The organism is Providencia sp. 6390 (assembly GCF_058148425.1).
The window spans coordinates 79,872-100,547 of the sequence record NZ_JBYVYL010000009.1; the positions used below are offsets into that span (position 1 = coordinate 79,872).

Here is a 20,676-nt window from a genome sequence, read left to right on the forward strand (position 1 = left end):
TTTCGACATATTATTGCGACGTGTCGATTGAGTCGACATAACATCAAAACATGTACATTTTTTCACTATTTTTCGACATATTATTGCGACGTGTCGATTGAGTCGACATAACATCAAAACATGTACATTTTTCCATGGTTTTTCGACATATTTAACGTAAAATAACCTTTTCTAGTTTATACTCTGTACAAATGGCAATGACAGAGACATAGCAATGACTTGGGATCCGGCACAACCTTATAACAATTTACCTCTACTTCCTCCACAACAAGATATTGAAACAAAAGCTGTTTTGAAAGCCTGTGTTGAAGCAAGAACAGCACTAGAGGGGCTAAAACAGGCTGGTGAGCTATTACCTAATCAAAATTTATTAATTAACCTCATTCCTATCCTTGAGGCGAAAGATAGTTCTGAAATAGAAAATATCGTAACAACGACAGATAAACTTTTTCAGTACATCAGTGAAGATAGCCATGCAGATCCTATGACCAAAGAAGCTTTGCGCTATCGAACAGCACTCTATGAAGGTTATAAAGAATTAGAAAACAGACCGTTATGTGCAAATACCGCATTGAAAGTGTGTAACACGATTAAAAATACTCAAATGGAAATAAGAAAGCTCCCTGGAACATCGCTAAAAAACCAAAAGACAGGTGAGATTATTTATACTCCACCACTAGGGGAGCAAAAAATTACAGAGCTTCTCAGTAATTGGGAAAAATTTATTCACCAAGAAGATGACTTAGATCCGTTGGTCAAACTCGCTCTCACTCATTACCAATTTGAAGCAATTCATCCATATACGGATGGCAATGGGCGGACAGGAAGGGTTATAAACATATTGTTTTTAATCGAAAAAGGGCTGATTACTATCCCCGTTCTCTATTTGAGTCGCTACATTATTCAAAATAGAAATAATTACTACTCTTTGCTGTTAAACGTCACCAAAGAAGGTGACTGGCAATCATGGATCCTCTATATGCTCTCTGCCATTGAACACACATCAAAATGGACTATGGAGAAAATAAATGCCATCCGTGATTTAATCGAGCTCACATCTTCATATATTAAAACGTATCATAATGATATTTATAGCTATGAATTATTACAGTGCATCTTCGAACAACCTTATTGCCGAATCAAAAATTTAGTTGATAAAAACATCGCCAAAAGACAAACAGCCTCTGATTATTTAAAAAAACTTTGTGATATTAACGTATTAAATGAAATGCAATTTGGAAGGGAAAAATTATTCGTTAACTATAGATTGATGAGTTTAATGAGTGATGATCGACATCTGTTTGAACCTTATCCCAACCAAAACACATAAGCAAAAAACCGCCTAACCAAAGCTTTAGGCGGTTTAATTTTAAATCTTAATTGTCAAATAATCAGCGGCCATTTCTGTATTAGGAAAAATAGCTCGGCACTCAGCTAGTAGCATCGGCACATCTTCTGCGCTATAGCGACCGCTGATATGGGTTGCGATAAACCGCTTCACACCTGCATCTCGCGCTAATTGTGCCGCTTGGCCTGTCGTACTATGTCCACGCTCATTGGCTTTTTCATGAAACGCATTTTCTAAGGTTGTTTCATGTACCATCATATCGGCATTTTGAGCCAGTAATCGTGCTTGCTCAGTGGGCTCTGTATCACCAAAAATAGCAATCACTTTCCCTGCTTTCGGTTCACCTAAATAATCAGCACCATTAACTATCCGCCCATCATCTAGAGTGATAGTTTCCCCCGCTTTCAATGCCTGCATCCATGGCCCGCGCGGAATATTATCTAACGCCAACTTATCAATATCTAATGAACCATTTTTAGGATGTTCTTCGATGCGATAGCCATAACACTCAACACGATGATCTAATGGATATGCCGTCACAATTAGCTCGCCATCATCAAACAGTTGTCCTGCATCTACTTCCACAATTTCTAACGGGTAGGTTAAATAAGAGGCACTCAATGTTAATACTGTTTCCACATATTGCTTGATCCCTTTTGGGCCATACAGAGTTAATAAGTCAGTGGAGCCCCCCATTGAACGACTACATAGCAAGCCCGGCAAACCAAAAATATGGTCGCCATGCAAATGGGTAATAAAAATCTTTTCGATTCTCGGAGCCTTAAACACGCTATTGAGAATGCGATGTTGAGTGCCTTCACCACAATCAAATAACCAGTAGGTTTTACGAATACCAGTTAGGTTTAACAGCATACTGGTGACATTTCGCTCTTTTGTTGGTACGCCAGCACTGGTGCCAAGGAAAGTTAATTCCATCTTTTATTACTCCATTAATCACTCTTTTTATTTTAAATACATCATTCAACATTTTGGGAAGTCGCCTTACATTTTTCGCTATGACATTCAATTCAGCATCTAAAAATAAAATCATTCACTTCACCTATTCGCTACCCTCGCCCAAAGATTGGTTTCGAATAATACGAACTGACAACAAAACCATAACCGATTTAAACCGTTAACAACATTATTAGTCATAACTGGGGATCTGTTAGCATGAAAAAAATACAACAATATCTAAGGTTAAAAATAAAAAACTCTACAACCTTAGCATTTATCATTTGGTCACTGGCTATCATACCCATTGTGCCCAGTTACTCAAAAATGTTATCTCAAGAACAAAACGCTACTGAGCAAATTGTTGCCGAACAAGCCAAAAATGCGGCTATCACAATAACAGAAACCCCAAATAACAAAGCACTTTTAGAAGCCATCCAACAGCACGCTATCACCACGGCCAATCAGATGGCGAACAAGGCTCTCACCCAATGGCTACCTCAATACGGCAATATTAAAGCTAATTTAAATATTGATAGAGATTTATCATTAAAAAATAGCGAATTCAGTTGGCTAATGCCTTGGTACGATAACCAACACACCGTGTTATACACGCAGCACAGTATCCATCATTCGGATTCTCGCCTGCAAACCAATCACGGAGTGGGTATTCGACAATTCCAAAATGAAGCCATGTTCGGTTTAAATGCGTTTTACGATTATGATATTTCCCAATACCATTCACGGCTTGGTCTTGGCACAGAATATTGGCAAGATTATTTAAAACTCAGTGCCAATCACTATTTCCCATTATCATCTTGGCGCGCAGCAAAAGAACTTAACCATGATTATAACGCCAAGCCTGCGAGGGGCTGGGATCTTCATGCTGAAGGTTGGTTACCCACTTACCCTAATATTGGGGCAACGCTAAAATATGAGCAGTATTATGGCAATGAAGTGGGATTATTTGGTAAAGATCAACGTCAAAATAACCCTTTCGCGGCTACCGTTGGCCTGAATTGGACACCGTTTCCACTCATTACACTCAGTACTGAGCACAAAATTGGCAATTCAGGGTTAAGTAATACGCAAGCTAATATTCATTTTACTTGGCAGTTTAGTAAAAACTTTGCACAGCACCTTGAACCATCAGAAGTTAATGAAATGCGCCAACTGAGTCGTACCCGATATGATTTTGTGCAACGTAATAATAATATTGTGTTGCAATATCAAAAAAGAAATCTGATTTCTTTGGTGTTAAAACCATTAATTCGCAGCACTGAGGGTACCAGCGTTTCAATGATCCAGCGTATTGATAGCAAATACCCTCTCGATAAAGTGAGCTGGCAAGCGCCTGAATTAATTTTAGCAGGTGGCCGTGTTGACTATACCAACGCCAATTTAATGCTCAAACTTCCTGCCTATAAAGCGGCAGCTACGCCTCAAGAAACACAACAGAAAAACCATTATCGACTCACAGCAATAGCTTATGATAACCAAGGTAATGCTTCCCCTCAGGTAGAAACCTTTATTGATGTGATTGAACCAACCACCATCAATGCAAAACCCGTGGATGTCGTACAACAAGGTAGTGCTCTGGCTAACGGTAAAGATATTAATACGTTAAAAGTGACACTTCGTGATAATGCGGGGAATATTCTCCCTGATACCCCAATAACCTTTGTTTTACCTGCTGAATTAAAACTGGCACAAACATCAAGTACCTTTTATAACCGCTTAGTGAGCACCCCCTTGAAGACCCGCCCTTCCTCAGCGCAACGATATTCAACAACCACTGATCACCAAGGTGAAGCTTCCGTTCAATATACCGCCCATGTTGCTGGGCAATATAACATCACCGCGCTCCCTAAAAATGGCACACCTGTCATTAGCCAAGTCACCATTAAGCCAAGTATTGATCAGATCCGTATTGCTGAATTCACCATCATTGATGATAATGCGCTTGCTAATGGCACTGCCACTAATAAAGCAAAAGTTCATATTACCGATACGCAAGGCCAGCCTGTCGCGGGTACTTTTGTCGATTTCACAGCCACTCACGGCGCAACCATAACCCCTCAAGCAATCACCGATCGTCATGGCGACGCAGAAGTCACGCTGACAAGCAATAAGATAGGTCACAGCGAAGTGACGGCGACAACCAATGGCGAGAGCAAAAAACTTTCCGTTAACTTTACGGCCAATAGTATGGTGACACCGCATATTATTGAGACTTCCCCCATGCAAGCCGGTGAGGAAGGCGTAGTGACCTTCGAATTAAAAGATGCGAATAAGCAACTGGTTACAGGCTTTCTTGGCGACATAACCCTCTCTATTGATGGAATAAAGACGATTACGCCAGCCAAAGAGCTGATTGATAAAAAAGGGAGCTACACAGTCACTGTACCAAAGCAAACAAAAGGTCATCATCAGCTCATCATTATTGCCGATAATCAGCCATCTCAGAGGGTTATTTTAGATGTTTCCTCATCCAATATTATCCCTGCTAATCACCCAGATGGCAGTGGTCCTAAAGGTGAAAAAGGTGTTGTGGAAAACGTTTATTTTACAAAACAGCAAACGCCAACAGCAAGATCAGGCCATCAATTCAGTCTAGATATCATTTTAGAAGATGCTTTTGGTCATCGTTTAAGCGGTGTGAATTTAGATAATGCCATTACCCACACCCAGCAGACTTCGCCACAATGGAGAGATAATAAGGATGGGACTTACAATATCAATCTGTTGCTTGATAAGCTCGGAGATGACACATTAAAAGCCGTCATTAATCAGGTAGAAAGCCAAAGTATCGCTATTAATGTCATACCGCAAGCTGGTGATGACGCCGTTAACTCAGTTAACATAGCTCTACCTAAGCAATATGCGCATGTCGGAGACCAGATCGATGTTGTTGCTTACTTGTATGACAATGTCAAGAATGGCGTTATTGATGTTAACCTGAAAAGTATTCAACTCTTTGATAATGATACCTTAGTCCCAGCCGAACAACTTCTATGGCATAAAAATAATGTTTTAGGTACTTATAGCAGTAAGCTGCAATTAACCCAAGCGGGCAAGCACCATTTTAAAATAGCGATTAACTCGCGCCAAAGCCAGGAACTCAGTGTTGTGGTTGATAAAGCTGATAACGCAGCACAAGTCAGTAAAGTCACCATGGATGTCAAAGAGACCAACCTTGAGGTGGGTGAAAGTGCCCTAATTACGCTCACACTCATCGATCAATATAATCATGGTGTTGTCGGATTAAATAACCGCTCAATTGATTTACATGACGATCAAAACGTTATTGATAATCGTCAACTATCATGGGAAATGGAAAGTGATGGCGTATACACCACAAGTGTTCCAATGACCAAAACGGGGCTGAATACCATCACGGCTATAGTTAATGGCAAAAAAAGCGTTCCTATCAAATTTTCTATTTTTCCCCCAAAAGACAGCGCTGATATTGCTCATTTAACGCTGACCTCACCTACACTCTCTTTGCAAGAAAATGGACAGGTTAAATTAGTTTTAATCGCAACAGATCAGTATGGTAACGGGGTCACGAGGGTATCAAATGCCGATATTACACTCACTGATAATATAGATAGCCATTCTGTAATATTACCTACTCACTGGCAAAACGACCAATCACACACTCATGCTAATAGAACATATGGTGTATATTCCACAAATGTGACTCTGCAAGGTGCGGGGAAACATCGGTTAACCGTCAGTGTAAATGGCATTACAGCAGAACAAGAAATCCAAGTGACTCCCTCAACAACTACAGCAAGCAACATCACGTTAGAAGTAATAAAAGATTATGCCATTGCTGACGGAATAGATACCAATAAAGTGAGAGTGCATATTACTGATGAACAAGGTCATCCAATTAAAGGAGCTAAAATAACCGCCTCTTCTAGCGCTGATATAAGAACCCCCCCTTTACCGACTGACCTCAATGGTTATACCGAAATCAATCTTTCTTATACCATTAAAACGACATCTGTATTACTTGTCTCCCTCGATGGAAAGGATCATGTTAAGGGAGCCAGTGTTCACTTTGTTGCAGGTCCACCTTCACAGATAATCATGGTCGACAAAATATACAAAAGGAACGATATCGGTGTGCGAGTTTTAGATACGACAGGTAACTTTGTTTCTGGATTAGAAAAAAAACTTAAAGTATTCATTGATGACAAACTTGTTGACCCACAGATCTATGAATTTATCATTCATGATAAAAGAGCATATATAATTAGCTTTACTAGTATATCTGCAGGCCATCATCAAGTGGAAATCAGCGTTGATGGAACATCGATAAAACAAAAATTTGATTTAAATATCACTGAAAAATAGCAGAGTCACTTATCATTATGCTTTGTTTACCCTCCTATCTGGAGGGTAAAACATCAAACTTATACTTTTCGGACAATCCAAATATCAAACACACTGCGGGCTAGCAAAAAAGTTAATGCTCCCCAAGTTAATATAATCAATTGTTTTTATTATATTAAAACCAATAATTCCAATGTATTCCAAAAGATTCCAACCTGCCAGAATCGTTTTTCGCAAGACTTTTCAAATGAATCGATAATATGACGTTAACGTCTGCAACCCTCTATTTTCCCATCAATAAATCATACCGGCACATCCAGACTCCAAATAAGTCAGGGTTATTCCAAAGCATAAAACCATCGATTGAATAAAAATAACTGCATTAAAAAAACAAATTAACTCGTAAATTTCGATGGGAAACACCTAGAAAATCATGAAAAGCAAAATTAAAAACCATATAGCATTAGCGACCGCCGTTTGGTCAATGATTGTTATGCCAACCATGCCTAGTTACGCAAAAATGCTGCCTCACAATAATCATGTGACTAATGAAAGTGACATAAATAATACCCCAAGTGAAAATGAGCGCTGGCTTGCAGAGCATGCAAAAGAAGCAGCAACCATTTTATCTGCAAACAAAAACGCACAGCAATTGTCAGAAACGGCGCAAAATTACGCACTAAATGCAGCAAGTAGCGCTGCTACTGCCAAAATTGAAAAATGGTTATCTCACTATGGGAATGTCAAAGCTCGAGTTGGCATTGATAAAGATCTGTCTTTAAATAGTTCTGAATTCGACTGGTTAGTACCATGGTATGACAATGACAAAACAGTGTTATTTACTCAACATAGCCTACATCGTACCGATTCGCGCTGGCAAACCAATAACGGTGTTGGTGTGCGCCAATTTACTGATCGTGCGATGTACGGCGTGAATGCTTTTTATGACTATGATATTTCACAGTCTCACGCACGTCTTGGTGTAGGTGCGGAATATTGGATGAACTACCTGCGTTTGTCGGCAAATGGTTACTACCGTTTATCATCATGGCGTAGCGCTGATGGCCTAAATAATGATTACAATGCACGCCCTGCCAATGGTTGGGATGTTAATGCGGAAGGCTGGCTACCGTCTTACCCTAATATTGGTGCGAACCTAAAATTAGAACAATATTATGGCGATGAAGTAGCATTATTTGGCAAAGACAAGCGCCAACAAGACCCATTTGCGACTACCGTTGGTTTAAATTGGACCCCATTCCCACTGCTGACACTTGGTGCAGAACATAAAATGGGTAGCTCCGGCCTAAGTGATACTCAAGCTAAAATCGATTTCACATGGCAATTTGGTCAAAACTTAGCGCAACAGCTGGATCCATTACAAGTGGCGGCCTTGCGCCAATTTAATGGTAATCGCTATGATTTTGTTAATCGTAACAACAATATCGTTCTCGAGTACCAAAAGAAAACCTTAATTACCTTAGTTCTGCCAAAAATCATTCGTGGTAGCACAGGTAAGGAATATGCTTTAATCGAACAAATTAGTAGCAAATACCCTCTGGATAGAATTATTTGGCAAGCACCTGAATTGACACTTGCTGGCGGCATTATTAGTCATTCAGGAACTGCTTTGAAGGTTAAATTACCATCACATAAAACAGCATCTACAGCTCAAGAACAATTAAAAGCAAACCGCTATCGCCTCACAGCAATTGCTTATGATAATCAAGGCAATGCATCATCTCAGGCGGAAACATGGATTGAAGTGGCTGATTCAGGCTCTGTGATTATTCCACCAACAAGTGTAGTACAAACAGGCCATGGAATTGCAAATGGTAATGATATAAATACCTTAACCGTTGTTATTAAAGACGCGTTTGGCAAGATCGTACCCAATGAAAAAGTCACCTTTTTGTTACCCGCAGGGTTAAAGCGCGTTAGCAAAAAAGTAAGCTCACGCAGTGCTGCGCAAAATAGCATCATAAAAAAAGCACAAGCGGTAAAATCGATGACTCAGCAAGCGTATTCAACGGTGACCAACGAAAAAGGTGAAGCATCAGTTCACTTTACTGCACAAAGTGCAGGTTCATTTAGTATTCAAGCGATCCCTGAGCATGGTCAGTCGATTTCCAAAACATTTGAGTTTAAAGCGGACACCGCACAAACCAAAATTCATTCAATTAAAGCATTAGGACAGAATGTTATTGCTGATGGTAAAGCGACATACACAATTAGTGTCCATGTTACTGACTCTAATGGCAATGGTGTTAAAGATGAATTAGTTAATTTTGAAGCAACTAACACCACTATTAAGAAAACAGCAAAAACTAATGAACAAGGAATTGCTGAGGTCGATATTTCAAGCACTACAGTAGGTACAAGCACTGTCACAGCGACAGTCAATGGAGCCAAAGAGACTGTTGATATTGCGTTTGTAGCGGGTACTGTTACCGTCAATAAAAATGGTAAGGATGGTGAGTTTGCGGTTGTTCATAACATTGGCGTAGACACTAAAGCCAAAGAAATTATGGTTGGTGGAACTGTAGAATTCACTGTGAAATTAACAGATGCCCTTGGTAATACGCTAAAAGGTATCAATAAAAATGATGTTACTGCCCACTTTGCTAGCTCGCCTATCACTCTATCTGATTGGAAAGATAATGATAACGGTAGTTATACCGCAACAGTCACAATGAAAGAACCGGGTATTGGAACATTTGATCTCAAAATTAATGAAATTATTGGCAAAACCGAAGATATCAAAATCAACAAAGCCAGCAAAATAAAACGTGTGCGAGCTATTGTAAAAAAAGGGACTCAAAGGCAGATAAAAGGTAAAAATATCAGTGAAGCAACAATAGTGCTCAATGATAACGACGGTAATGCGGTACCTAACCAAAAAATCACGTTTGAGTTCTCGGAGATCCCAGACCTTGCTAGTCAACAATCATCTATGAACTTGATGGCAAATGTACCATCAGTGAGGTTTATTAATAGTGATGATGATGGGATCTACACCACCAGGACGAATGCAAAAGGTGAAGTTACGATTAAAGTTGCCTCACGACATGAAGGTACAGTGACTGTCAAAGCGACTCCTGAGAATGGCGATCCTATTGACTGTGATTTCTACTATACTGCGGATCCCTCTCAGGCAAGGATCGCCGCTGCACTCGCTGAAAATACAGCGTCCAAACAGGGGCAGATAATAGTGATCTTAATGGATAACCAAGGCTTACAAATTACGGGCCAAGCAGCTAAACTCAATGCAGCAATAGCAGGCGAAGATCCAACTATAAATGGATTTGCAGAGCAATATCCTAATAAAGGCGTCTATACTGCGCACTTGAAGGGCAAGAAAAACAACTCGAAAATAGTTGTTACTTATTTAGGTACAAACAAGCAGACTAAAGAAGCAAAATGGGTGCCGAAAATGAGTTATGAGTATATCGAATAATTAACCTCGACTATTTAGCTTATCGCCCTCCTTGTGAGGGCTTTTGTCTAATACTCATCATGCTTTAGCTGCTCCCAATCCAACCCAAACCTTGCCAAATACTTACGTAACCGATCCGCATCGTTGGGTTGTTTTTTCTGCTGGCGAGAAACGGCAAACAGGGTTCGTCCCGCCTCTGAAAGACTCGCTGAACGGCGGCAAACCTCTAAAACCGTAGCCAGCTGCTGCTGCTCGAACAGATCAATTTCACCTATTTCAGCAGGTAGAACCGTTGCTTTTTTAGTGGCCCACTGTGATTGCAAACGCATAATTTCTTCCTCAACAATCGCTTTAGTGATGCGACCATGTTCTGCAAATGTTGCCATACGGCTAATTGAAGCACCTAATTCTCGGAAGTTACCACGCCATAGTGCATTTGCCGAGCAAGCAAACCGCACGTAGACCTGACGAGCCTCACTATCAAAACGAATTTGGTTCTGCATTTCCTGACTGCATTTTGCTAATTCATAATCGATATTTGGTTCGATGTCTTCACGTCGTTCAGCCAACCCCGGCAAAGCAAATGTCCACATGTTGATACGTGAAAACAGATCTTCACGAAACTTCCCTTCTTCAACCCATTGTGTAAGGTTACGATGTGTTCCCGCTATCAGTTGAAAATCACTCTGTATTTCTTCATCTGCGCCATAAGGGAAAAAACTTTTTTCTTCAATTGCTTTAAGCAACATCGCCTGCTCATCTAACCCAAGCTCCGCAATTTCATCTAGAAACAAAACCCCGCCATCGGCTTCTTTTAATACGCCTCGACGTGCGTTGATTGCCCCCGTAAATGCCCCCTTAATATGGCCAAATAGCGTCGACATCGCATTATCACCACGTAAAGTGGCACAATTAATTTCAACAAAACGACCTTTAACTTGATGACGACTTTCACGTAGTTGATAGATCCGACGCGCAAGGAATGATTTACCAGCCCCAGTTGGCCCATTTAACAAAATAGGTGCTTTTGAACGTAATGCGACACGCTCTATCTGCTCAATCATGGCATTAAAATTAGCATTACGTGTTGCAATGCCTGACTTAAGAAAGGAAATCTGCGCTTGTTGCTCTTTTTGAAAACGGCTGGTGATATGAGTATAACGACTGAGATCGAGATCAATTACTGTGTAAATACCCGCAGGATCTTTCTCTCTTCCTGCTTGAGAAGGTGAAGTTTGCAATAATTTTGCTGGCAAGTAATATGCTTCAGTTAACAGAAACCAGCAAATCTGCACCACATGGGTTCCTGTGGTAATGTGTACCAAATACTCTTCGTTCTCTGTATCAAAAGAATAATGACTCGAAAAATCAAGCAATGAGGTATACACCTCCTCGAAATCCCAAGGATCGGCAATATCCACCTCCCGTAATACTACCTCAGTATTTGGGGAAGCTTGCTCGATATCCTCTTTAACCCGATGAGCCATACTATAATCATTAACCTGATGGATTAATTCAAAACGATAAATATCTAAATCAGGCTGCTGACATAGGCCAACAGTCGGCCGCCACTTGGTCCAGCGGTTAGCTTTTTTACCTCGTCTATCAAGGACAGTACCTAGCACACCAATCACTACTTTGCGTTTATCACTCATGATATTTTATAAAATTTTATAAATTGATATATAAAAAGATAAGAAACAACATAAATCATTTACCTTACAAAGAATACCCTAAAAGAGCATAAAATAATTATCAAATAAATATCAAAGAGATATGATTATTTTTAGTGAATTCATAAAAGTTGGCATACTTATGGCAATACTTATTCCACCCACTATCAGGAATGACTAGAAAGAGAATTTGGTCTGTAAAAGGTATAGTGGCCAATAAAAATTAAAAACTAAGGAATAAATAATGACTAACAGTAACTTTAATGAATTTATATTAGAAAACAGTGCACCTGTAAAAATGTGGACTAATGGCGTTCCCGTTGATCCAAAAGCGGTATCACAACTACAAAACACAGCCAAAATGCCATTTATTTTTAAACATCTTGCCGTGATGCCTGATGTCCATGTTGGGAAAGGTTCAACAATTGGAAGCGTGATCCCAACTAAAGGCGCCATCATTCCTGCCGCCGTTGGCGTTGATATAGGGTGTGGAATGATTGCAGTGAGAACATCACTTACTGCATCTGATCTGCCAGATAGCTTACAAAACATTCGTTTTGCGATCGAAGCTGCCGTGCCACATGGGCGTACAACTCATCGACATGGGCGTGATAAAGGAGCATGGCATCGAGCGCCTGAGATCGTTGATCAACATTGGGCTTCTTTAGATGAACAGTTTAAACGTATCTGTGATAAGTATCCTAAATTACGTGGAACCAATCATTACAATCACTTAGGAACACTGGGAACAGGCAACCACTTTATTGAGCTATGTTTAGATGAACAAGATTGTGTGTGGGTGATGCTACATAGTGGGTCGCGTGGTGTGGGTAATGCAATAGGTAACCTGTTTATTTCATTGGCTCAACAAGATATGCAGCAACATATCGCTAATTTACCCGATCGTGATTTAGCATACTTTGAAGAGGGTAGCCGCCATTTCGATGATTACATGGAAGCCGTTGGTTGGGCACAAGATTTTGCCCGCCATAACCGCGAAGTGATGATGCACCGAGTGCTTGAAGCGCTATCGAAACAAATCACCAAACCTTTTACCACGCAACAGGAAGCGGTTAACTGCCATCATAATTATGTGCAGAAAGAACAACACTTTGGTGAAGAAATCTTAGTGACGCGCAAAGGCGCAGTATCGGCGAAAAAAGGCCAAATGGGGATCATTCCAGGCTCAATGGGAGCAAAAAGTTTCATTGTTCGTGGTCTAGGAAATGAAGAAAGCTTTTGCTCATGTAGTCATGGTGCAGGACGTGTAATGAGTCGTACTGAAGCAAAAAAACGCTATTCCGTAACCGACCAAAAAATAGCGACTGCTCATGTGGAGTGCCGAAAAGATAGTGATGTGATCGATGAGATCCCAATGGCCTATAAAGATATTGATGCCGTAATGGCTGCTCAATCATCACTAGTAGAAATTGTCCATACGCTACGCCAAGTGGTGTGTGTAAAAGGATAGGAGGATGGCATGGAAAGTGAATCGGTAATGGTATCCCCATTGATGCAAAAACGGATACAAGAAACCTTAGTAAAAATAGAAGCTGAGCATCAAGTAAAAGTACTTTTTGCTTGTGAATCAGGAAGCCGCGGGTGGGGATTCTCCTCCCGTGATAGTGATTATGATGTACGATTTATCTATGTTCACCCACTAGATTGGTATTTAACCCTTGATAGTCAACGTGATGTTATCGAAAAACCGATTGATGATGAATTAGATATTGCTGGTTGGGAGTTGTCGAAGGCATTGAAACTGATGCGTAACTCTAACCCCGCATTAATTGAATGGCTACATTCACCAATTGTTTATGGTAAAGACCAAGTATTCTTTGAACAATTGGAACAGTTAGCCTCAAAGTTCTATTCACCGTTGAAAGCACGCTACCACTACTTATCGATAGCAAGACGCAACTTACATACTGACTTTAAAGGTGAACAAGTTAAGCTTAAAAAGTATTTTTATATTTTGAGAGCAATATTAGCATTACGATGGATCGAACAATCAAAAAATATGCCACCGATGGCATTTTCACAATTGGTTGCAGCAACAGTCACAGAGCATGCCGTGTTAGCAGAAATAGATGAATTATTGCTGATCAAACAAAATGTTAATGAAAGCCAATACGGCGCGCGACGGCCTACAATTGATAAACTAATAAGTGAAACAATTGCTAAAGCTGAGAAACTCAATCTACCTGAGCCCTATTGCCGCGATAGTCGTTTATTAGATGCGTTTTTAAAAGATACAATATTAATATACTCTAAATAATTTGAGATGCAGCTAGGCCACAAGCGAGCGAATTACTAGGCGCATAGAAAACGATGTGACTAGCGTAAGTGAACGTAGTCAACAATACTGCAACTTGAAGTATGACGAATATAAATAAAATAGCATAATAGTTAGTGGTACGGTTGCTTGCCCTACCACTCTTTTCTAATTATAACGTTTGTACTCCATGACCCGAAAATAGATAAAAATGACTCGCACACAACGCTTACTCACCTTATTACAAATTTTAAAAGAAAGCCGCTGTCCAATTACTGCGGAGTCTTTAGCATCACAATTACAAATTAGCGTAAGGTCAATTTATCGCGATATAGAAGAGTTGCGCTGCCAAGGCGCAGATATTGCGGGGGAAGCCGGTATTGGCTATCAATTAAAATCGGGGCTATTACTGCCCCCATTAATGTTTGACGAAAATGAGTTAGAAGCACTTATTTTAGGTTTACGTTGGGTTGAAAACAATGCAGATGAAGAGCTTAAATTATCTGCAATACGAGCCATCAATAAAATTAACTCAGTGGTAAAACAAAGTGCTCAGACCGTTATTAGCCAAACAACACTGTTTGCACCAAGTACACAAACTACATCTATTGATAATGTGATAGCCAAAGATCTACGCCGTAGTCTACGCAAAGAAACTAAAGCGAAAATTGAATATCAAGATGAAAGTGGCAAACGTAGTAATAGAACAATCTGGCCCATTGCCATTGGTTATATGAAAGCAACACAGGTACTTGCAGCATGGTGCGAATTACGCCAAAGCTATCGTCATTTTCGCTTAGATAGGATCCAATCCTATACTGCTCTTGATGAAAAATTGCCGTACCCGAAACATTATTTATTTGAACAATGGCGAAAAGAAGTCTTATGCATGACTACTGACAAAATCTGACACCTCTCTCTTCTATGATTAAACCTCAACTTAATCGTAAGGAAAATTCCATGAACTCACTCACTCTGTACACAAATTCAATGTCGCGCGGTAACACAGTTGATCTGCTATTTAAACTACTAGACGTTCCTTATCAGCGTATTGAGCTAGATTATGGTGAGGAAATGCACACAGCAGAATACCTTGCAATTAATCCGATGGGAAAAGTGCCTGCATTGGTTGACGGTGACAAAGTCATTACTGAAACGGCTGCCATTTGTGCCTATTTAGCCGACAAGTTTATTGAAAAAGGTTTAGCGCCTGCATTAGATGCACCTGAACGTGCTGACTATTACCGCTGGTTCTTTTTCACTGCAGGCCCAATTGAAGCAGCGTTTACCGCTCATGCAATGGAGATAGAGTTGGATGCTGAACAACAAAAAATGTCAGGTTTTGGCTCGTTAAAGCGAGTAATGGATTGTTTAGAAACAGGGATTGCCAATGCAGCCCCTTATATTTGTGGTAAGCAACTGACTGCCGTTGATGCATATGTAGGTTACTTTTTACTGTACTTAGAAAAAATTAATTTCCTTAAGCCGACTGCCACAATGAACAATTACTTGCAGGCCCTCAAATCACATAAAGAGTTTATTGAAAAAATGTAGTCATTATTAGCTAAGGCCATCACACTTGATGGCCTTACGATATTTAGCGCCAATTTGGGTTTTTGATAATAGAGTACTTACCCGATCCCATCAATGCTAGTGCAATAGAGCCAACGAAAAAGTAAACGATACTTTCTATTGCCCATGCCCCCGTTTTTTCAAGCACAAATGTTTTATCTAAACCGACCATCAACCATGCAACCACCATAGTAAAGGCAACTAAAAGCGCTGATGGCCGCGTCAAAATACCTAAAACAATAAAAATCGGTGCAACCACTTCACCTAGAATTGTTCCATAAGCAATAAATTCAGGTAAGCCATGCGCAGCCAACATAGCTTTGACACCGCTAGCTCCTGTTAACAACTTACTCATACCATGGAACAGCATGAGCCCACCGATAGTAATGCGTAGTAATAATTTTCCAGCATCATCATGAGTTAACAACCGATTAAATGAACCTAGCACCGTAAACCTCCCAAGCTGAAAACATTTATTATGGTTTAATTGCGAGCAAAATGAGAATCGAATTTATTCGTAATTATCATACCAGTATCATTTTTATCGGCAATCATGACTAATACTTTAGTAGTATAAAGCAGCATTTTTTATAATAATTTGAATATAAGACAATAAAAACAAATAACAAAATACTATTTTGGATTATCGTAAAAAAACTAAAAATATCGTGATAGAAAGCACCGTTCTTTAGTATTAATCCATTTTTTTCTTAATAAAAAACACCCCCCCATAATTCTATATTTTAAATATATTAAAACCAATATTAATTAAGACAGTCTATCAATAACATAAAAATGAATTATTTAATTAATCAATATAAAGCGATAACCACACAAAGTCGTTGCTATTTAATTATTAACATGTAATTTTATCATCTAAAAATGATGTATGTATTTAATTCATAAAAATAACATATCCTTAATACGAGGCACCAATATGAAAAAAGAAAATAGTGCTCATCACTCGAGCTATTCATACATACATCAATTGAAATTATCTGAGATTATGAGCTATTTAAAGTCAATAGATATCCCATTCTCATATAGATCTAAAGTGTTATATAATAAATTTAAGCTATTAAAACTAACAGAGGTTGCTCCAATCCAGATATATAACGAGTTTCTGCGATTGATTGCCTATGAAACTAAGGATTTACAATGGTGTGCAAAAGCAGGACTCTCATCTTGCCAGCATAATTACTCCCCTATAGGAGAGCTTTTCATGTCTGCAAAGACATTACATGATGCCTTAATTGAACTCAACAAATATACTGATTTATTCCAAGGTAAAACCAATACAGATATTGTAATAGAAAATAACAAAGCTTTTGTTAATTATGAGGTCAGTATATTTAAACCTGAATTTTATAGATTTGACATTGAATATAGTCTATTTCGTTTAGTTGGCCAATTGCGAGAGAGATTGGGGAAAAACTGGGTACCCGATTCATTTCATTTTCAATATACACTAACTAAAAAAGATAAAGAAAACTTAAAAAAAATCCTTCCTACCCACTATGAAGACAATGCTAAATTTAATGCAATCTCATTTGGTGAGCACTGGCTTCATGATAGTTTAAATCAAAAAGAATATGATGAAACTTTTATTTTTTTCCTAAAAAACCATTTAGATAAACTTAAGCATTCGAGCAGTATGCCTGAGTCTATGAGTACCCGAGTTCAAGATATTGTACATCAATATATTTTATCCGAAAAAAATATTTCTCTATCATGGATAGCCTCTAAGCTATATATTTCACCAAGAACACTTCAGAGAAAATTAGCAAAAGAAAATATCAATTTTTCAGATATCCTAGATAAAATTCGTTGTGATATTTCGATTAATAAACTTGTCGAAGAAAATATTAGAATAGATAGCCTAGCTGAACTACTAGGCTATACTGACAGTGCCGCATTTTCAAAAGCATTTAAACGATGGACAGGCTCTCCACCTCTTCAATACATCAAAAAAAATGGCCATTACAAAGCATAAAGGTTATGTTCATCTAACCTTTTATTAATTTTTTTCATGTATGCGCCAATAGGGATACTAAACCATCGTTGTTCCGTATAACCAATGGCAAAACCTGTATTCCTCATCGAGGCCATATCCAATATTAAAATAATTGCAACGTCAACAGCGCGTTCCCTAAAGCCAAGTAAATAGACATTATCTTTGATTTTTAGATAGCTCGCTTGATCACAATCACACTCACCGTGTCTCACACCACCATAAATATGATAAGCATACCATTGGCTATTAATATAAATATGCTCTACTGCGGTTGTGTCGCTATATTCATTTAAAATATGTAATCCAATCAAATCACGGGTTTCTGCTGGTGGCGTTGTACTTGACTGGCTGCCGATGATTTTACCAATATGATAATTTTGCTCAAAACGGGGAGAGACTCTCTTGCTTGGTTGATACTGAGAGACAAACAAGACAACATTGCTATTATTCAAATCTAAGATCATGACAGTATGTGCAAAGTCTACATTGCCCTTTGATATCTCAATCAAAAAAACACCTTTCGCGGCCTCTGTAAGATCACTAATCTGTCTATTTTTATTGTCAAAATAATCACTGAGGAATGTGCTATCGGTGTTTATTCGATCATGTTCATCAATACGAAAATAAAAACTCTCATTATTTAAAAACAGATTAAATTCAATATTAATAATTTCATTGCTTCTTTTTAACCTATTTTTCTTTAACTCATTAGTGAAAGTATCAAATGATACGTCATGGATTATCTGATCAGTCATATTATCACCTATTATATGAATTAAAATGAATGAATGTTTACTTCCAAAAAAGACTTATTATTCATTAATTTTCTAACTGGAAGTGTCTCTATGATATAATTATCTATATTAGCATTGTTTAACGTCATCATCAGTTCATCATGTATAATATCAATATAGACCTCACTACTGTTTTTACTCTTAACATATTTTGTTGTAATTCTAATACTCGGTGATAAGTTATCTTTTAGTAAGTTATCAAGATGATTTTTTGCATGGCTAAAGCTATCATATAAATCTAAGTTAAGCTGAAAACATGCATAACTGATAGGTTCATCTGACGTCGAATTTTTATTCTTAACAAAACCATCTATTTCAATTAAAAAATCATCAACGGCCATACCATCACAATATGTAATATTTATATTGCAGTTAATAGCGAGTGTATTATCAGTATACTTAGCAATTTCTTGCCTTATTAACTCCACTGCCGTTTGATAATCAATATCACTGCGTAAATAGACATTTAATAAAAAAATATCATCCATCAGATAATCAAGCTCAATAATCGAACGATGAATTTTTGTAAACACAGCATCAACTTGCTCTTCCAAGGTACTGCTTACGTAATAAGGACTAACACTATCATCGGAAACCACTAAAGCTTCTGTACCTGTAACATAGAGTAATTTTTCATATATTAAGGAACGGCTTACATCCATTTCCATATTGTAGAAAGGTAAACATAACACATCTGTTTTTTTACACGGAAAAATAAATTCAACTGCAACTAATGCACTATCAGATAATAACTTAGGAAGTTTAATTATTGTGCCAACAGGTTTTTTTTCACCATACCCCTTGGATATTTTTCGGCTAATATCATGAAACAAATTAATTGCATAAATAGGGTCTACTTCACCACTTTTGATGGCAATGGTATGTTTCAACATATCAGAGTAGCTGATATTCATTTTATTTAAAATATCATCAACCTCTGAAACAATATTCTTTAATTGTGAATCAAAGCTTCCGGTATAACAAGACGAATGCCATCCGATAATAATACAGTCATTTGTTTTTAATATATTCATAGTTGCACACCTTATTAATAGATGAAATTAATACTGAAACGATTTCTGTAATATCGGAAATTTAAGGAGTTATAAACCTAATTTGATAGCTTGATGATTAATCAGATTTTCTTGTAAATTTTTTAATGCGCTAGGAATATGTTGTTGTTGGATAAATGAAATAAAAGGATCAACAACATGCGATTTTATTCCACTTAATCCTTCCAATGCCGCCAACGCACAAAAAGGAACATAATGCTCTGAATATCCACCTTCATGAATAACCACCACTTTTCCATGGCAAATTTCTTCTGCAATCGCAACGATACTTTCCATCATTTCTTGATAGCTTTGACTGTGAAGCTGCATATGCCCCAAAGGATCAAAGGTGCTCGCGTCATAACCACTTCCAACAATAATAATATCAGGCTTATAGGTGGTTATCGCAGGAAGTACAATTGTTCTTAACGCATATAAATATTCATCGTGCCCACACCCTGGTAGTAATGGGATATTAATATTAAATCCTAATCCCTCACGATTTCCCTGCTCTTCAATACCTCCAGAATTAATTGGAAAACAATTATCTTGATGCATCGATATTGTCAGAACCTTATTATCATCATAAAAAATCTCTTGAGTGCCATTTCCATGGTGAACATCCCAATCCAATATAGCAACTTTATTTGCCCCTAAGCACTCCAGTGCATATTTAGCTGCAATACTACTATTTGCAAGATATGTCGCTCCCATCGCTTTATCAGGTAATGCGTGGTGCCCAGCAGGAACACAAACCGCATAAGCTCTATTTAATGAGCCCTGCATGACATGATGGACTGCCGCCTTTGCCTGACCAGCCGATAATAACGCTATCTGGTAACTACCAGGACCAAAAGCCGCTTGTAACCCTAGTTCTCCTCCCTCATTGTTACTCAGTTCAATAAAACTATTTAAGTATTCTTCTGTATGAACCCGTGCTGCATCATTATAGGTAATAGGCTCTGCGCTGTTAGTAAACAAATGATCTTTCACGCCACTCATATCAATTAATGATTTAAATCGACGCACACAACTTGCAGGATTAGCACCAAACTCATTCGTTGCAAAAGGCTGCAACCAATTCATTTGATCTTGTCCCAAAGGAGATGATTTATGGTTACGACCCCATAAACAATATTCGTGATAAAAAAAACCGGTTTTAATCGCAGGATCTTTAATCGTACAAAGCATAATCTTCTCCTTTAAAAGATAAT

The 20,676-nt window shown here is 38.4% G+C and carries 14 protein-coding genes; 8 read left to right on the forward strand and 6 right to left on the reverse strand.

Going from position 1 to position 20,676, the window contains the following annotated elements; all coding sequences use genetic code 11:
* Window positions 1-214 precede the first annotated feature (214 nt).
* Window positions 215-1,330 (forward strand): protein adenylyltransferase Fic, encoded by a 1,116-nt coding sequence (fic, locus tag AC3Z9T_RS17465; RefSeq protein WP_490127365.1) that lies wholly within the window; start codon window positions 215-217, stop codon window positions 1,328-1,330.
* 39 nt (window positions 1,331-1,369) lie between these two features.
* On the opposite strand, the gene rnz is transcribed toward fic, so the two are convergent.
* Window positions 1,370-2,284, reverse strand: a complete 915-nt coding sequence (gene rnz / locus AC3Z9T_RS17470; RefSeq protein WP_490127366.1) for a ribonuclease Z — start codon at window positions 2,282-2,284, stop codon at window positions 1,370-1,372.
* Between the two features lie 237 nt (window positions 2,285-2,521).
* On the opposite strand from rnz, the gene AC3Z9T_RS17475 reads away from it, so the two are divergent.
* Together AC3Z9T_RS17475 and AC3Z9T_RS17480 are read left to right on the forward strand one after the other, a co-directional pair.
* Window positions 2,522-6,667 (forward strand): inverse autotransporter beta domain-containing protein, encoded by a 4,146-nt coding sequence (locus AC3Z9T_RS17475; protein ID WP_490127367.1) that lies wholly within the window; start codon window positions 2,522-2,524, stop codon window positions 6,665-6,667.
* Between the two features lie 412 nt (window positions 6,668-7,079).
* Window positions 7,080-10,103: an inverse autotransporter beta domain-containing protein gene (locus tag AC3Z9T_RS17480; RefSeq protein WP_490127368.1), complete on the forward strand. Its 3,024-nt coding sequence runs from the start codon at window positions 7,080-7,082 to the stop codon at window positions 10,101-10,103.
* 47 nt (window positions 10,104-10,150) lie between these two features.
* On the opposite strand, the gene rtcR is transcribed toward AC3Z9T_RS17480, so the two are convergent.
* Entirely contained in the window at window positions 10,151-11,737 is a 1,587-nt protein-coding gene (rtcR, locus tag AC3Z9T_RS17485) for an RNA repair transcriptional activator RtcR (protein WP_490127369.1), read from the reverse strand.
* 262 nt (window positions 11,738-11,999) lie between these two features.
* Between rtcR and AC3Z9T_RS17490 the strand changes: the two genes are divergently transcribed.
* The 4 genes from AC3Z9T_RS17490 (at window position 12,000) to AC3Z9T_RS17505 (ending at window position 15,584) form a co-directional block, all read left to right on the forward strand.
* Entirely contained in the window at window positions 12,000-13,226 is a 1,227-nt protein-coding gene (locus tag AC3Z9T_RS17490; RefSeq protein WP_490127370.1) for an RtcB family protein, read from the forward strand.
* 9 nt (window positions 13,227-13,235) lie between these two features.
* Entirely contained in the window at window positions 13,236-14,033 is a 798-nt protein-coding gene (locus tag AC3Z9T_RS17495) for a nucleotidyltransferase domain-containing protein (RefSeq protein ID WP_490127371.1), read from the forward strand.
* Between the two features lie 208 nt (window positions 14,034-14,241).
* The gene (locus tag AC3Z9T_RS17500; protein WP_490127372.1) at window positions 14,242-14,940 is read left to right on the forward strand and encodes a helix-turn-helix transcriptional regulator; all 699 of its coding nucleotides are present in this window, start codon (window positions 14,242-14,244) and stop codon (window positions 14,938-14,940) included.
* A 50-nt stretch (window positions 14,941-14,990) separates the two neighbouring features.
* On the forward strand, window positions 14,991-15,584 hold the full coding sequence (locus tag AC3Z9T_RS17505) for a glutathione S-transferase family protein (protein ID WP_490127373.1): 594 nt from the start codon (window positions 14,991-14,993) through the stop codon (window positions 15,582-15,584).
* A 43-nt stretch (window positions 15,585-15,627) separates the two neighbouring features.
* Here AC3Z9T_RS17505 and AC3Z9T_RS17510 read toward each other — a convergent pair whose 3' ends face one another.
* Complete coding sequence (locus AC3Z9T_RS17510; RefSeq protein WP_490127374.1) at window positions 15,628-16,050, reverse strand: DoxX family protein; 423 nt, start codon at window positions 16,048-16,050, stop codon at window positions 15,628-15,630.
* A gap of 489 nt (window positions 16,051-16,539) precedes the next feature.
* On the opposite strand from AC3Z9T_RS17510, the gene AC3Z9T_RS17515 reads away from it, so the two are divergent.
* Window positions 16,540-17,595, forward strand: a complete 1,056-nt coding sequence (locus AC3Z9T_RS17515) for an AraC family transcriptional regulator (RefSeq protein ID WP_490127375.1) — start codon at window positions 16,540-16,542, stop codon at window positions 17,593-17,595.
* On the opposite strand, the gene AC3Z9T_RS17520 is transcribed toward AC3Z9T_RS17515, so the two are convergent.
* From AC3Z9T_RS17520 to AC3Z9T_RS17530, 3 genes are all read right to left on the reverse strand, one after another.
* Window positions 17,583-18,371, reverse strand: a complete 789-nt coding sequence (locus AC3Z9T_RS17520) for a MoaF C-terminal domain-containing protein (RefSeq protein WP_490127376.1) — start codon at window positions 18,369-18,371, stop codon at window positions 17,583-17,585. The genes AC3Z9T_RS17515 and AC3Z9T_RS17520 overlap by 13 nt on opposite strands.
* A 20-nt stretch (window positions 18,372-18,391) precedes the next feature.
* Window positions 18,392-19,444 (reverse strand): RidA family protein, encoded by a 1,053-nt coding sequence (locus tag AC3Z9T_RS17525; RefSeq protein ID WP_490127377.1) that lies wholly within the window; start codon window positions 19,442-19,444, stop codon window positions 18,392-18,394.
* Window positions 19,445-19,513: 69 nt separating this feature from the next.
* The gene (locus AC3Z9T_RS17530; protein WP_490127378.1) at window positions 19,514-20,653 is read right to left on the reverse strand and encodes a class II histone deacetylase; all 1,140 of its coding nucleotides are present in this window, start codon (window positions 20,651-20,653) and stop codon (window positions 19,514-19,516) included.
* Window positions 20,654-20,676: the final 23 nt, after the last annotated feature.

Coding starts and splice junctions, on each gene's coding strand:
- fic (WP_490127365.1), top strand. CDS start 215: ATGACTTGGGATCCGGCACAACCTTATAACAATTTACCTCTACTTCCT.
- rnz (WP_490127366.1), bottom strand. CDS start 2,284: ATGGAATTAACTTTCCTTGGCACCAGTGCTGGCGTACCAACAAAAGAG.
- AC3Z9T_RS17475 (WP_490127367.1), top strand. CDS start 2,522: ATGAAAAAAATACAACAATATCTAAGGTTAAAAATAAAAAACTCTACA.
- AC3Z9T_RS17480 (WP_490127368.1), top strand. CDS start 7,080: ATGAAAAGCAAAATTAAAAACCATATAGCATTAGCGACCGCCGTTTGG.
- rtcR (WP_490127369.1), bottom strand. CDS start 11,737: ATGAGTGATAAACGCAAAGTAGTGATTGGTGTGCTAGGTACTGTCCTT.
- AC3Z9T_RS17490 (WP_490127370.1), top strand. CDS start 12,000: ATGACTAACAGTAACTTTAATGAATTTATATTAGAAAACAGTGCACCT.
- AC3Z9T_RS17495 (WP_490127371.1), top strand. CDS start 13,236: ATGGAAAGTGAATCGGTAATGGTATCCCCATTGATGCAAAAACGGATA.
- AC3Z9T_RS17500 (WP_490127372.1), top strand. CDS start 14,242: ATGACTCGCACACAACGCTTACTCACCTTATTACAAATTTTAAAAGAA.
- AC3Z9T_RS17505 (WP_490127373.1), top strand. CDS start 14,991: ATGAACTCACTCACTCTGTACACAAATTCAATGTCGCGCGGTAACACA.
- AC3Z9T_RS17515 (WP_490127375.1), top strand. CDS start 16,540: ATGAAAAAAGAAAATAGTGCTCATCACTCGAGCTATTCATACATACAT.
- AC3Z9T_RS17520 (WP_490127376.1), bottom strand. CDS start 18,371: ATGACTGATCAGATAATCCATGACGTATCATTTGATACTTTCACTAAT.
- AC3Z9T_RS17525 (WP_490127377.1), bottom strand. CDS start 19,444: ATGAATATATTAAAAACAAATGACTGTATTATTATCGGATGGCATTCG.
- AC3Z9T_RS17530 (WP_490127378.1), bottom strand. CDS start 20,653: ATGCTTTGTACGATTAAAGATCCTGCGATTAAAACCGGTTTTTTTTAT.